Raw genomic sequence first — 15,535 nt, 5'->3', positions numbered from 1 at the left:
AAGAGACGTTCAGCCTTATTGTTTATAAGCTGTCTCTTGAACACCGTTTATTCGCAAAAAGGACTGTGACAAAGCTTTAGTCACAGTCCTTTTTGCGTGCTTAGCCTTGAAATTTAACTATCCATAAAGTCAAATACTAAGGTTATTCTCCTTTCTTTTATTGCTTGAATCAGATCACAAGAAAAACAGCCTCTTGATTAAACGGCGTTTATCTTGTTGATTCTGCGGCAATAAAATCAGCCAGCACAAAACATGAAATGCTGTTTTTCGCTGTCCTCTTTTATTGCTTGAATCAGACCACAAGAAAAACAGCCTCTTGATTCACAAATATTTTTTTCGATATTCTCCCGGAGTGATCGATTCTTTCTTTTTGAAGAAACGAATAAAATTTTGCGGATTTCGATATTGCAGTCTTTCTGCAATATCTTTTACAGAGAGATTTGTTTCTTTCAACCACTTTTTCGCTACCTCTAGACGATGATTTTGGACGAAATCACCAAATTTTTCTCCTGTTTCCTTTTTAAATACATTGCTTAAATAATTAGGGTTATAATGCAACCTATCAGCAATCACATCTAGAGATAGATCACGGTCATATTCTGTATAGACGATGTGCATGATATTCTCCGAAAGATTTTTAAATTCATGATCAGTGATTGCTTGAGAACATTCTGTGATTGGCAAGACTAATTGTTCTAAAACAAGTTTTTCTAGCTCTTTAGGATGATAATTATTCAATGCTTTTACATAGATTTGTTTCATGTTATCAAAATTTTTTGAATCTACTCCCAATAACTGCCCTAATTGAACGAGCTCATTGATCAAACGGACCGAAACTACTTCTCGGCTCAGAGGATTTTTATTTTGTGCGAACAATGCATTAATTAATTCATGTACCAGCTTCCTTACTTCCTGATTTCCGGAACGAATAGCTTCAAACAATCGATTCTGTTCTTCTACTGGATATCTAATAAGCGTTTTTTCATGCGCAGCAGGAACAATTTCCTGATAAAATATGATCGAACTCGGACCAGTATTTACACGATAATACAGGGCTTCTTTTGCTCGGTCAACCGATTGCTTGCTTTCATTCAGCGTTTCGAATCGGTTACTGATACCTATACTCACAGTTAATTTCAAGTATTCTTTTACACGTTTTTGAATGAGTCGGCAATACTCCATGACTTTTTTGCTTGCTTCTGCATCGTCTTTATCCATTCGATAAATAGTGGCTTGCATTTCTTCATTCAAAACGATCGGCAGCATTCGATTTTCCTTTGGCACAATTTCCGTGATCATGTTGTTGATTGCTAAAAGTAGCAAATCACGCTCCCCACCGTGACTATCTTCTAACAGATCGATTTGAACCAAGGCCGTATAATAGCAGTCATTTTGAGAACTATAACCAAATTGCTGCAACCGCTGGTCTAGTTCTCGCCTTTCTACTCGATTTCTAAATAAACTAAGTACAAATAACGTTTCTAGTTGTGGCTTTTGGGTAACTAAGTGTGCACTTAACGCTTCTTTTTCTCCTATGATCCGACTGACTGATTGAGCGACCAAATCTAGTTCTTTCCCACTGAATCCTTTTGATTTAAGATTCAAACGTTCCTGAATTTGAGAAATTGGACGGGCAAATCTGTCCGAAAATAAATAGGAAAGGAGACCGATCAGTCCTACCAGCGTCAAAGACACTGCAACTAACCCGATTCTCAGATTGCGAATCGTTGCTCCAATTGCACTAGAATCAACTTCTAATCTGTAAATCCAATTATTATAATCTGATTTCAGTACGATATAGGATGTCCCATTTTCTCTTATCACTTTCAACTGGTTGTACTCTAGATCCACATCCGCTAATGCTTCTGGCTGCTCTTCTTCTTTTACTTTCTGTGTAGAAAAAAGCTTTCCATCTTCGTTTTCGATAGAAAGTATATCTTCTCCACTTTCCCCAACAACTTGTTCTATTGTATGTTTCTCTATCGTAGCAATTCCCAATGCATATTTTTCTTTTTCAAACATTGGTAAAGGAATCACCATTTCGATTCCTTTATTTTTCTTTTGCCAAAATAAATTATCTTTGTTATTTATGTACTTTTGTTGATACCTTTCAACTTCCTCTTCAGTCAGTTGAGTCAACGATCCATTGATTACTCCCCATTTACCAGCTAAACTGAGTAAATCATAATTATTATCATCCATAACAATTGTTTCTATAAAGTTTAGCTCTTTCCTGATTTCAGAATAAGTGGAGTAATTTGTATATGTCAGCGGATGCTTGAATATATCCGAGAAATTTTTGGTCGAACCATACGTAGAAAACGAATATTCGATTGTTCTGATTTTCCATTCAACGTTCGTTTTGACTTGCCTGAGTAGGTTCTTTTTATCTGTTAAATAACTCGATTCGATCGACTCATAGGTATTCTGATAAATAAATAAACTAAATCCTATGACAAGTACGGCTCCTAATAAAAACATCGGTAAAAATATTTTATAAAACACTGTACTTTTCTTCATTTTCTTCCTCTCTTCCCTTTAAGTAAAAGGCTTTCATTTTTCTGTAAAATTGATACTCATCTAATTAAATGAGCATTCCCCGTTTTTAAGAATAGCATAATTAAAAATAAAAATCCAAGTAATTTTTAACGTGTGCAATCTTTTCATACCAAAGATCTATTGACTTATCGTAGTTATCGTAATATGATGAATGCGTTAACAAAAAGTGAAAAAGTAAGGAAAATGATGGAATGGTAACGATCAAAGATATCGCTAAAGCAGCTGGTGTTTCTCATACGACAGTTTCTCGTGCTTTGAATAACAGCAGTTTAATCAAAAATGAAACAAAACAAAAAATACGGCAACTAGCTAAGGAAATGAATTATTTGCCGAACTATAGTGCAAAAGGTTTAGTAAATCAAAAAAAATATCTTATCGGACTGTTTTTCTCAAGTTTGCATAAAGGAACTTCATCAAATTTCCTAGCAGATTCCATTGCAGGTATCCATTCAGTGTTGGACACAAACTACAGCTTATCTGTCGAAAGTATCGATGCTGTTGATTTAACAGAAATCAATTTGCAACGTTATGATGGTCTAATCGTTATGAGTCAAAGTGATGAAGATCAGCCTTTTATCGATTATCTAAAAGAAAAAGAGTTTCCCTTCGTAGTTGTCAATCGTCACATCAATGATCCAGCGGTTATCAATGTTACTGCCGATGATGCGGCCGGTGTTATGCAGGCAGTAGATTACGGTATTGGGTGCGGACATACGAAGATCGCTTATATTGGTGGGAAAAAAAACTTTCGTTCGACAAAAGAACGGGAAAAAGGTGTATTGGACAGTCTAAAAAAAGCAAGCATCCCTGCCAATCCAGCCTATTTTTTAACAGGGGACTACAGCTTAGAAAGCGGCCTCCAAAACATGGAGTACCTATTATCGCTTTCTGACCTGCCTACTCTGGTTTTTTGTGGCAACGACGACATAGCGATTGGTGCATTGAGAGCTGTACATTCAGCTGGTCTTCGTGTTCCCCAGAACATTTCTCTGATTGGGTTCGATGATTCTCCAGTCGTCTCCTATCTTAATCCACCGCTTACTACAGTACACAAACCGTTGAAAGAAATGTGTCAAGTAGGAACAAAGCTTTTATTGGATTTGATTGAAGACAGGCCGATCGAACAATCTAAAATGGAGCTCTCCACCTTACTGATGCTTCGTGAGTCGATCAATTACTTGTAAACTGCAAGTAATTTTATATAAAAATGTTAACGTGTGCATAACACAGAAAGGAAGTAATCTATGAATAAACTGACAAAAGAATTAGTGAAAAAAAACGAGGCTCCCGTAAAAGTTCTTCAATTCGGCGAAGGCAATTTTATGCGCGGATTTGTTGATTGGCAGATTCAGCAACTGAATAACCAACAATTGTTTAAAGGAAATGTCGCCATCATTCAGCCTTTAGAACAAGGTCTTGGGAATATGATGAACCAGCAAGACAATTTATATACGGTCATTTTACAAGGACTCAGCAATGGCGAAATCGTTGATACTTCCGAGATTATCACCATAGTAGAACAGATGATCAATCCTTATCATGAATGGGATGCTTATCTTTCTCTAGCAGAAAATGACGACTTAGCCTATATCGTCTCCAATACAACAGAGGCAGGAATCCAATTTGTGGAGACTGATGAACGAACAGATACGCCACCACAGAGCTTCCCGAGCAAACTGACAGCCTTTTTATACCGACGTTTTGAATTAAACAAAGCTGGTTTTACCATTATTCCTTGTGAATTGATTGACAGAAACGGTGAACGTCTAAAAGAAATTATTTTACGCTATGCAGAAAAATGGGATTTAGAACCTGCTTTTATTGAGTGGTTAGAAAAAGAAAATGTTTTTTGTTGTAGTTTAGTTGATCGCATCGTACCAGGTTATCCTCGTGAGGATGCAGATGTTTTCAATCAACGACATAACTATGAAGATCAATTGATGGTCAAAGCGGAACCATTCATGCTTTGGGTGATCGAAGGACCTAAAGAGTTGGAAAATCAACTACGATTCAAACAGGCTGGCTTGAATGTCATCATCACAGATGATATGACTCCTTATCGTGAACGTAAGGTACATTTGCTTAATGGACCGCACACAGCGATGGTCCCTCTTGCTTTGTTGGCGGAATTGGAAACTGTAGAAGAAGTAATGAAAGATCCTTTATTCTCCGCTTATGTTGATCAGCTATTCGATCTAGAATTGATTCCTATGCTTTCTTTACCTAAAGATGAATTAGCCATTTATGCTGATCAAATCAAAGAACGTTTCTTGAATCCTTTTGCCCATCACAAATTAGAAGCGATTTCATTAAATAGTGTTTCAAAATTCAGCACCCGTCTGCTTCCGGTCTTCAAGAAGTATATCGAAGAAAAAAATCAAGTACCACCGCTAATCTCTGTTTCACTAGCTGCGTTACTTCTTATGTATCGAGGCGATCAAGTAAAGCCCCATGATGATGAAAAGACGATAAGCGAATTTGTTGATGCTTGGTCTGATAATGAAACAGCTATTCTTCGATTATTGCAAAACGCTGCGCTTTGGGGAGAAGATTTGTCTCAATTACCGAATGTGGCAGATACTGTTCAAGAAATGGCTACAAAAATCGATCAAAAAGGTGTCCGAGCAGTATTACAAGAAATGAAAGGAACGATGGTCCATGCTTGAAACCCTGCAACCAACAATGAAATTAAATCAACGAGACAGTGTTGTTGTCGCATTAACACCTATCCCAAAGCAAACACAACTGACGATTGATCAGCAAACGATCACCACTCTTGAAGATATCCCGCAAGGTCACAAGATTGCATTGAGTGATTTGAAAGCTGGAGACAACGTGATCAAATATGGCTATCCAATCGGGCACGTGACGACAGACGTAACTGCCGGTCAATGGCTGCACACTCATAATGTAAAAACCAACCTTTCTGGTGAATTGGATTATCGATATGAAAAAGATGTCCATCCAAGTCATTATCCTTTTGAGAACCGAACATTTCAAGGCTACTTACGAAAAAATGGAAAAGTAGGGATTCGTAATGACTTGTTCTTAGTCCCTACCGTTGGGTGTGTGAATGGAATTGCTGAACTGATCGTCAAACAGTTCAAAGAAAAACATCCGGATCTGGGACAGTTTGATCATATTACGATTTTAAAGCATCCCTACGGCTGTTCACAGCTTGGAAAAGATCATCAAAATACTCGAGAAATCTTAGCAGACGCGGTAAACCATCCAAATGCTGGCGGAGTTTTAGTGTTTGGATTAGGTTGCGAGAACAATACCGTTCCTGAATTCAAAAAAATTTTAGGTGAATATGATGAAGAACGAGTGAAATTTCTAGTGGCCCAAGATGTCTATGATGAGATCGAACAAGGCGTAGCTCTATTAGAAGAACTTTTAACCGCGGTCGAAAACGACCAGCGCATACCAGTCCCGCTCTCTAAGTTGAATGTCGGTTTGAAATGCGGCGGTTCTGATGGTCTATCGGGAATAACTGCCAATCCTTTGCTTGGTGCATTTTCTGATTACTTGATTGCTCAAGGAGGTAGCACGATCTTAACAGAAGTGCCAGAAATGTTTGGTGCAGAACAAGTATTGATGGCACGAGCGGAAAATGAAAAAGTTTTTGGTTCAATCGTTGACTTGATCAATGACTTCAAACAGTATTTCTTGTCTTACGGGGAACCAGTTTACGAAAACCCATCTCCTGGTAATAAAGCAGGTGGGATCACTACATTAGAAGATAAGTCTTTAGGCTGCACGCAAAAATCAGGAAGCTCTCCTGTCGTTGATGTACTGCAATATGGCGAAAAAATCAGAAAACCAGGACTTAGTTTATTGCAAGCTCCCGGGAATGATCTTGTAGCTGCCTCTGCTCTTGCTTCATCCGATTGCCAGTTGGTCTTGTTTACCACAGGAAGAGGGACTCCGTTTGGCTCATATGTCCCTACGGTCAAGGTATCTACGAACACGACTCTTTTTGAACGCAAAGGTCATTGGATGGACTTTAATGCAGGCGTCTTATTAGAACAACCAATGGAAGTGATCTTAGAATCATTTGTTCAAAAAATCATCGCTGTGGCTAGTGGAGAAGAAACGAAAAATGAACAAAATGACGTTAGAGAAATTGCCATTTTTAAAAACGGAGTAACACTTTGATTTTCATAAAACAGTATAAAAAGAAAGAAGGAAGATTTATGTTTTTATCTGATGATTTTTTATTAAAAGACGATTGGGCGAAAAATCTTTATCATTCCTACGCAAAAAATATGCCCATTATTGATTATCACTGTCACTTAGATCCAAAAGAAATTTACGAAAACAACAATTTCAGCAATCTGACAGAAGCTTGGTTAGGAGGCGATCATTACAAATGGCGCTTGATGCGAGCTTGCGGCGTGCCTGAAGAAAAAATCACAGGAAATGCTTCTGATTTTGAAAAATTTTTAGCTTGGTGTCAAACCGTACCAAAAATTATCGGCAATCCGCTTTACAGTTGGTCACATCTTGAATTGAAGCGTTTCTTCGATATTGACTTGTTGATAAATGAAGAAAACGCAGAGAAAATTTGGACACAAGCAAATGAAATTTTGGCATCTCCTGATTTCCGTCGGCGGGAAATCGCGAAAAAATCGAATGTAGAAGTGATTTGTACGACAGATGATCCAGCAGATGACTTACACTATCATCAATTGCTTGCTCATGAAGAACCAGATTTGAAAGTTCTCCCTTCATTCCGTCCAGACAAAGCACTCAATATTGAAAAAGAAGGATTTAATGCATGGATTACACTACTGGAAGAAGCAGCTGACCAAACGATTACCACCTATCAAGAACTGATCGAAGTTTTAGGGCAGCGGATAGAATACTTCCATCAACATGGATGTCGTGTTTCCGACCACGCTTTAGACACCTTACGCTATAAAGAAGCGGATGAAACAGTATTAGAAGAGATTTTTCAAAAAGCACGAGCTAACAAACTATTATCTTCAGATGAAATCGATGCTTATCGTACAGAAACACTGATACGTTTGACCCACTTCTATCATTCTCATAATTGGACAATGCAGCTGCATATTCATGCTTATCGTAATTGTAATACACAAATGTTGGAAAAATTAGGACCCGATACCGGTTATGATGGAATGAATGATCTTTCTTTGACTATTCCTCTGCAAAAATTATTGAATCGTGCAGAAGAAACGAATCAGTTGCCAAAGACGATCCTCTATTCACTGAATCCAAATGACTACCCTGCGATTTTAGCTTTGATGGGCTGTTTCCAAAAAGAACAGAATGGAAAACTGCAGTTAGGTTCTGGATGGTGGTACAACGATACTCGAGCTGGTATGTGCGATCAATTGACACAGTTTGCTGATGGTAGTGCTTTGGGGAATTTTGTCGGCATGCTGACAGATTCAAGAAGTTTCCTTTCCTACACTAGACATGAATATTTCCGTCGTGTTCTTTGTGAATTTTTAGGCGAAATGGTCATGCGAGGGGAAGCACCTGAGGATGAACAACTTTTAGGAAGTCTCGTTCAAGCGATTAGTTATACAAATGCTAAAAATTACTTTGGCTTTTTTGCCTAATTGATTAATAGTAACAGTAACGAATCAAAAACAGGATAGCGAAATAACGGAATCCGTTTATCCACGTTTTAGAGAAGAAGACGGACCAAATTTGCTCCGTCTTCTTCTCTTGCTGTTCTACTTCATTGCCTATAAACCTTTATGAAAGAAGAGATAACATGCTTACTATCCATATTGCCGGTGATTCTACTGCGGCAGAAAAAGATGAAAACAAGCGTCCCGAGACAGGTTGGGGAGAAAAAATATCTGCTTATTTTTCACCTGAGATCCAGATTAATAACCAAGCAAAGAATGGACGCAGCACTAAAACATTTATCCAGGAAGGAAGGTTAGCCCGTTTAGCTTCACAGTTTCAGCCAAATGATTTCTTATTTGTACAATTTGGACATAACGACCAGAAAATCCAAGAAGAAAGAGGTACGCTTCCATTCGGTAGCTATTTAAAAAATCTGCAGATATTTTTTGAATGCGCAAAAAAAGCGAATGTCCACATGGTCTTGCTGACATCTGTGACGCGACGAGATTACTTAGAAAATGGAACATTGAATCCAGATATACTTGGAGACTATCCAAAAGCGATGCGTGCATTTGCTGAGAAATACCATATTCCGCTTTTAGATGTTTTCTCACGATCACAAGAATATTTCCAGATCTTTTCAAAAGAAGAGACAAAAAAATTCTATCTGCATCTTATGCCTAATAGTTGTGAAAATTACCCAGAAGGACTAAAGGATAATACCCACTTTAGTCCAGAAGGCGCTGATAAAGTTGCCCGAATAATTGCTGAATTGATAAAAGAATCCCGTCTGCCTCTTGCTGATTATTTACAAAAAGGAGTTTGAAATGTTTCCATTAAATTTAGGCATTCGTGCCCATGATCTAGAGGTTCGAAATCGTGAAGAAATCGTTCAAAAAGTATCACAGCTTCACTTGTCCCATATCCAATTTGCACCGCAAAAAGCATTTCCTGAACAACTTAAATTAAATGCCATGACACTTGGAAGTGCTGCCTATTTTGGTGAATACTTCCAAAAAAACAATATCGAACTTTCCATTTTAGGATGCTATATCAACCTATCCAGCAAAAATCAAGAAGTTCGTGCACAAGCATTAGCAACTTTCAAACAGCAAATTGCTCTGTGCTCTGCCTATCAAGCCAAGATGATCGCTACAGAAACTGGTAGTGTCTCTGTCGGTTACACAAAAGAAAATTTTACTGAAGAAGCTTATCAGATCGCTAGAAATTCTGTCATTGAATTAGTCGCTCATGCAGAAAATTTTGGCGTAACTGTTGCTGTTGAAGCAGGGATCAATCATCCAATCTATAACTATCAGTTAGCCAAACGTTTAGTCGATGAAGTAGCTTCACCAAATTTAAAAATTATTTTAGATTGTGCGAATTTGATGCATAAAGAAAATCATACTGATCAGGAGAAAGTGATCCAAGGTGCCTTGGACAATTTACAGGGTTGTATTACAGCCCTTCATCTCAAAGACTACATCATGGAAAATGGAAAGATCCGCATGGTTCCTGTTGGCAAAGGCTGTTTAGATTTCCGACCGGTACTGCATTATATCAAATATGAGCGTCCTCTAATGTACGCCACTCTTGAAGCTACTCCTGAGATTTATGTTCCTGAAGCAATAGAACACTTGCAGTTTATTTACCAAGATTGTTAAGGAGAAGATTATGGAGGAACGAATACAGAAAAGTTATCAAAAATATCATGCAAATGCTTTTCAGACATTGCTGCATCTTTATCAGGGGAATTATTGGCGCTTTGCTATGTCAGGACTCTTTTTTATTATCAAACATCTTCCATCTTGGTTAATGCCGATCGCTATTGCCAATGTAATCAATGCAGCTTCATCAAAAGATTCCTCTCAATTGCAGGCGATTTATTTCAACGCTTTTTTGATGACTTGTCTGATCGGTCAAAATATATTGACGAATTATTTTCATGTAAAATACCATAGCACTTCGATCCGGCAAGTAGAAGCTGGACTAAGAGCGACCCTTATCAAGAAAATCCAAGAACTTTCTATTCCCTATCAAAAAGAATTGCAATCTGGCCGGATCCAATCAAAGATCATCCGTGATGTAGAAGCCATCCAAACATTGTCCTCTCAAGTATTTGTCAGCGGATTGAACATTGCTGTCAATTTATTCGTGGCTTTAGGTATCACGCTTTATAGAAGTCCTGTCGTTTTCTTGTTTTTCTTATTGACTGTCCCTCTCGCCGCGTTAGTTACTCTTTTTTTCCGGAAAAGGATCAGACAGTCCAATTCAGATTTCCGGCAAGAAATGGAAGAAACTTCTGCAAAAGTGATCGAAGTGATCGAATTAGCACCGATTGCTCGAGCTCATGGGTTAGAAAAACACGAAACCACTCGCTTAAATAAGCATTTTACCCAAATCTATGAAAAAGGATTCCACTTAGATATCCTGCAATCTGTTTTCGGATCAGTCAGCTGGGCTAGTTTTCAGATATTTCAGCTGATTTGTTTGATTTTCACTGGGATATTAGCTTTACAAGGGCGTATCCAACCAGGTGATGTCGTGATGTATCAGACATATTTCACAACGATCGTCAATTCCGTTTCTGGAATGATCACACTGATTCCTACGATTTCAAAAGGCATGGAATCTATTACTTCTATTGGTGAACTGTTGATTGCTGGCGATGTAGAAACTTATCACGGTAAGAAAAAAATCCAACATTTGGATGGAAATTTTCGTTTTGAGGATGTTTCTTTTCATTACCCGGACTCACTCAAGCCGATTATCGATCATTTTTCTCTAGAGGTGAAAGCTGGAGAAACAATTGCTTTTGTTGGGCCATCTGGTTCTGGAAAATCTACACTCCTTAACTTATTGATTGGATTTATCCAGCCGTCTTCAGGGAGGATTTTCTTGGATGATCAGCCTTTGGATGAATTGGATATGCGAAGTGTGCGTAATTATTTAGCCGTTGTTCCTCAAACCACTTTGTTGTTCTCCGCTTCGATCAAAGAGAACATCACTTATGGCTTGAAAAACGTATCAAAAGAACGTTTAAATGAAGTCATCGAAGCTGCGCAACTTTCTTCACTGATTGACCAGCTTCCTGATGGTCTGGATACCTTAGTAGGCGAACATGGCAACAAGCTGTCTGGTGGCCAAAAACAACGTATCTCTATTGCACGAGCATTGATACGTCAGCCGAAAATCATTTTGCTAGATGAAGCAACTTCAGCTTTAGATAACCAGTCAGAGAAAAAAATCCAGCAGGCCCTGAATTACCTGACAGAAACACCCACTACTTTTATTGTGGCTCATCGGCTTTCAACAATCAAAGAGGCAGATAAAATCGTCGTGATCGATGAAGGAAAAATCGTTGAGATGGGTACTTACGAAGAGCTGTTAGCTCAAGAGGGCTATTTTTACCGTTTGAAAAATGAATGACAAAAAAAGGAGAGACGACAAGAGTTTTGTCGTCTCTCCTATTTCTGAATAAACGGTGTTCTCCTGCCAACTCCTCGGTCACAAATCACAATAGTCATCAAACATGAGAAGCTTTTTTTGAAATTGTTCCTTGTAACTCAGAGTTAAACGGTAGGCTCACGACCTCTTGGTAAATGGTGTTCAAGCGACAGTCTATCGGCAATAAGAAGCAATTTTGTCATCGCTCAAGGCTGAACAGCTCTTTCACAACCTCTGTTGTTTCATAAAATAATTCTATTCGCTGTAAAGGTCGCGAACTGGCGTCATGATAATCCGGTTCAAGTCATTAATGATCGTACTGAACCCTTGTTCTTTTTGCATTAAATCATTGATTACTTCTTCTGATTGAATTTTTACAGCCATTTCTTGTGCTTTCATTGCATCTTCGTCGCTGAATTCTTGTCCGCTCATTTGTTTTTCTTGTAATTCGATTTGCATCGCTTGGAAGTCTTTGAATAGCTTGTGTGCTTCTTCGTTTGCTTGTACTTTCTCGTACGCTTCTTTCAACGCTTTGAATTCTGGTAATTCACGGATCTCACGTTCGATCTGATTTGCGCTATCGTAGATGTTTGACATGTTATGCCCTCTTTTCTTTTAGTAGTTACTCTCTATTGTAACATGGGGTTATTCGTTTTCAAAGGGTCTACTCTCCTTGATATTTCCGCCAGAGGTCTTTAGCCGCTTCACCAATTCCCTGAACGCCTTCTTTTACCATATCGCCGAAATTCTTCAATCCTTCTTTTGCTTGTTCACCGTATTGATTCAAGTTATCTTGCCAATTTCCAGACTCTCCATTAGAATTACCTGTGTTTCCAACTTGATCTGCTGCTACCACTTGCCCTCCTGTGGCATAGGCATCCGCTACACTAAATCCTGTTTTGGAAGTATAAGGAAGGATACCTTCTGCCGCTGATTTGAAGACTTTCCCGACAACATTTCCACTTGTCCCTTCCAAATAATGCAGCTTGCTGGATTCTTCATACCCCATCCATGTCGAAATCACTACGTCTGGCGTATACCCAATCATCCATTGGTCATTTGCTTTCGTGGCATCGAAATTAGTTTCTGTGGTTCCTGTTTTCCCTGCTATCGTATAACCTGCAGGATTCGCAGCAGCTGCTGTCCCATTTGAGAATGTACCAAGAAGCATGCTAGTCATTTCATCGGCTGTTTCCTTTGATATGACCTGTTTTGGCTTTTTGTTTGTATTATCGATGATCACCGCTCCAGTTGAATCAACGATTTTCGTGATGAGATGCGGCGTATACATCTGACCTTCATTGGCAAATGCACTGTAAGCACCCGCCATGATCATTGGAGATACTCCTTTTTCTAATCCGCCAAGAGCTAAGCCATAATACTTATCAGATTTTGCTAAAGGCAGGCCGAATTCTTCTGCTTTATCATATCCTTTTTGTAAACCGATCTCATGCAAAAGCCATACAGCAGGCAAGTTCAAACTTTGTGCAACAGCCTGATACATCGGTACTTCTCCTTGGTATGTCCCGTCAAAATTATGCGCATCGTAATAACTTTGCGGTTCATCTTTCAAGACACTAGAAGGCTTGTAGCCAGCTTCCAACGCTGGTGTATACACGCTTAATGGTTTGATCGTTGATCCTGGAGAACGGCGCATCTGTGTAGCAAAGCTGAATCCTCTAAAGACATGATCTCCTCTTCGTCCTACTAATGCTTGTACACCGCCTGTATTCGGATCTAAAGCTACTGAAGCAGATTGGACCATGGCACCATCTGAAGCATTTGCTGGGAATAATGCATTATTTTGATAAGTAGCTTCTAATTGCTTTTGGTAATCCTGATCTAAAGCTGTATAGATTTTATAGCCTTTATTCATGACATCTTCTTCATCAAGACCATACTCGTTAACTGCTTCATCGATCACTGCATCAAAATAATAAGGATAACGATAACCAGAATCTGAATTGTCGTATGTGTCATGAAGATAAGCACTGATGTCTGTCTGGCTTTCTGCTTGTTCTTGTTCTTTTGTGATTTTTCCGTTTTCTTCCATTACGCTTAATACTGTGTTTTTCCGATCATTCGCATTTGCTGGGTGATCAATCGGATTATAAATACCAGGACCTTTCAGCATTCCTGCCAAAGTAGCAGCCTCAGATAGCGTAACATTCGTTGCATCTACTCCAAAATACTTTCTGGAAGCGTCTTGGACACCCCATACCCCGTTGCCAAAATAGGCATTGTTAAGATACATGGTCAAGATTTCTTCTTTGCTGTACTTCTTTTCGATCTCGATTGCCAAAAATAATTCCTTCGCTTTTCGATCAAATGTTTGATCTAATGTCAGATAAGCATTTTTGGCAAGCTGCTGAGTGATCGTACTTCCTCCGCCCCCTGATGTTCCGCCAGACAAAACCATCCGAACAGCCGCACGGGCGATTCCTTTGATATCAAATCCGTGATGTTCGTAAAAATTCCTATCTTCTGTCGAGATCACCGCATCTTGGATATAGGGAGAAATCGCGTTTAATTCTACGTATGTCCCTTTTTGGGCGTACAGTGTGCCAGCTTCTTCATTTTTCTTGTCATAAATGACTGTCGATTGGCTTAATCCAGATTTTAACGTTTCGACATTTGCTTGTTTGGCTAAAATAAAAAGGTAGATACTTGTCACTAAGACACAGATCAAACCAATCAGCAAAATCAATTTGTTCACATGATATTTTTTCCAAATGCGCTTTCGCCATCGATGGAATTGTCCGAGATATGGTCTGATCCATCGCCAAAAACTGATCAAAGCAGCTTTTATCTTTCCTAAAATGCTTTGAAAATCCATTCGCTTCTTCTCCTGTCTATTCAATTCAATCGTCTTATTTTACCATAATGAAAGAGTGTTTTCTTCCTGCTTAAGTTGTAGTTCGATTTGTTTTTTTTCGCTAGTGCAAGTAGAGTAACATAAGAATGAACAGAAAAATGTAAGTTTTTTCTTAAATATGTTTTAAAAATGGTACAATTAGTCTGCAATTTTACCGAAAGGAGTACACTTGTGAAAATCACGATTACTTTACCTATGAACCACCCTGAAACAACGATTCGCGACTTGCTTGAAAAGGAATGGTTAGTTCCTAGAAAGGTTCGGCACTTTTTGCGTATACGTAAAAACGTTTGGATCAATCAACAACCTGCTTTGTTCCATCATGAAGTAAAAGGCAATGACCAGATCACATTGTTATTCGAAGAAACAGATTATAATTATCAAGAAGTCCAATTAGGAGATGCGAAGCACATCCGTGTTTTATATGAAGATGAACATTTGATTATAGTGGATAAGCCTGCAGGAATGAAGACTCATCCAAACGAACCAACAGAAAACAGTACCTTGCTCAATCACTTAGCTGCTTATCTCGATACGAAAAAACAACGACCTTATGTTGTCCACCGTTTGGACAAAGAAACAAGCGGCGCTGTTTTATTTGCAAAAAACCCATTTGTCTTGCCGATACTTGGAAGAATGTTGGAACAAAAAATGATCTATCGGAGATATCAAGCCATCGTATGGGGGAAAATCGCCAAAGATAGGACTATTACCAATAAAATCGGACGCGATCGCCATGATCGGAGAAAACGGGTCGTAGATGATAAAAATGGTCAGAACGCCTTGACACATGTCACTGTCGACAAAGTACTTTCTGGAAAAACACAAGTGTATTGTGTTTTGGAAACCGGTCGTACGCACCAGATCAGAGTTCACTTAGCTCATATAGGGCATCCAATCGTCGGAGACCCTCTTTACCAAAATAGACCAGCTGAACGACTGATGCTCCATGCATTAGAACTGCACATGATTCATCCATTTACTCAAGAAAAAATAGTTGGTAAAGCTTTACCCGGATTGTGGAAATAGAAAGAAGAACGTAGTCCT

The 15,535-nt window shown here is 38.7% G+C and carries 11 protein-coding genes; 8 read left to right on the top strand and 3 right to left on the bottom strand.

The annotated features are described in order from the left end of the window. Positions 1–321: 321 nt before the first annotated feature. Positions 322–2,520 carry a helix-turn-helix domain-containing protein gene (locus AB3I27_RS12395; RefSeq protein ID WP_002314471.1) on the bottom strand — a complete coding sequence of 733 codons (2,199 nt, stop codon included), beginning with the start codon at positions 2,518–2,520 and terminating at the stop codon, positions 322–324. 230 nt (positions 2,521–2,750) lie between these two features. On the opposite strand from AB3I27_RS12395, the gene AB3I27_RS12390 reads away from it, so the two are divergent. From AB3I27_RS12390 to AB3I27_RS12360, 7 genes are all read left to right on the top strand, one after another. Beyond that, on the top strand, positions 2,751–3,743 hold the full coding sequence (locus tag AB3I27_RS12390) for a LacI family DNA-binding transcriptional regulator (protein ID WP_002310850.1): 993 nt from the start codon (positions 2,751–2,753) through the stop codon (positions 3,741–3,743). 60 nt (positions 3,744–3,803) lie between these two features. Continuing rightward, the gene (locus AB3I27_RS12385; RefSeq protein WP_002335434.1) at positions 3,804–5,225 is read left to right on the top strand and encodes a tagaturonate reductase; all 1,422 of its coding nucleotides are present in this window, start codon (positions 3,804–3,806) and stop codon (positions 5,223–5,225) included. Further along, positions 5,218–6,717 (top strand): UxaA family hydrolase, encoded by a 1,500-nt coding sequence (locus AB3I27_RS12380; protein ID WP_002310848.1) that lies wholly within the window; start codon positions 5,218–5,220, stop codon positions 6,715–6,717. The genes AB3I27_RS12385 and AB3I27_RS12380 overlap by 8 nt, the downstream gene beginning before the upstream one ends. 38 nt (positions 6,718–6,755) lie before the next feature. Beyond that, the gene (gene uxaC, locus AB3I27_RS12375; protein ID WP_104760368.1) at positions 6,756–8,150 is read left to right on the top strand and encodes a glucuronate isomerase; all 1,395 of its coding nucleotides are present in this window, start codon (positions 6,756–6,758) and stop codon (positions 8,148–8,150) included. Positions 8,151–8,308: 158 nt separating this feature from the next. Further along, complete coding sequence (locus AB3I27_RS12370; protein WP_002314467.1) at positions 8,309–8,992, top strand: rhamnogalacturonan acetylesterase; 684 nt, start codon at positions 8,309–8,311, stop codon at positions 8,990–8,992. Between the two features lies 1 nt (position 8,993). Beyond that, entirely contained in the window at positions 8,994–9,830 is an 837-nt protein-coding gene (locus AB3I27_RS12365; protein ID WP_002314466.1) for a sugar phosphate isomerase/epimerase, read from the top strand. 10 nt (positions 9,831–9,840) lie between these two features. Then, on the top strand, positions 9,841–11,595 hold the full coding sequence (locus AB3I27_RS12360; protein WP_002320515.1) for an ABC transporter ATP-binding protein: 1,755 nt from the start codon (positions 9,841–9,843) through the stop codon (positions 11,593–11,595). Positions 11,596–11,868: 273 nt separating this feature from the next. On the opposite strand, the gene AB3I27_RS12355 is transcribed toward AB3I27_RS12360, so the two are convergent. Both AB3I27_RS12355 and AB3I27_RS12350 read right to left on the bottom strand, forming a co-directional pair. Further along, complete coding sequence (locus AB3I27_RS12355; RefSeq protein WP_002285994.1) at positions 11,869–12,210, bottom strand: YlbF family regulator; 342 nt, start codon at positions 12,208–12,210, stop codon at positions 11,869–11,871. A gap of 67 nt (positions 12,211–12,277) precedes the next feature. Next, complete coding sequence (locus tag AB3I27_RS12350; protein ID WP_002310843.1) at positions 12,278–14,449, bottom strand: PBP1A family penicillin-binding protein; 2,172 nt, start codon at positions 14,447–14,449, stop codon at positions 12,278–12,280. A gap of 210 nt (positions 14,450–14,659) precedes the next feature. Between AB3I27_RS12350 and AB3I27_RS12345 the strand changes: the two genes are divergently transcribed. Beyond that, positions 14,660–15,517, top strand: coding sequence for an RluA family pseudouridine synthase (locus AB3I27_RS12345; RefSeq protein WP_002310841.1), 858 nt, complete (start codon positions 14,660–14,662; stop codon positions 15,515–15,517). Positions 15,518–15,535 lie beyond the last annotated feature (18 nt).

Origin of the sequence: Enterococcus sp. C46, assembly GCF_040887565.1 — a bacterium.
GTDB lineage: Bacteria > Bacillota > Bacilli > Lactobacillales > Enterococcaceae > Enterococcus_B > Enterococcus_B lactis.
This window is presented reverse-complemented; position numbering and strand designations above follow the sequence as displayed.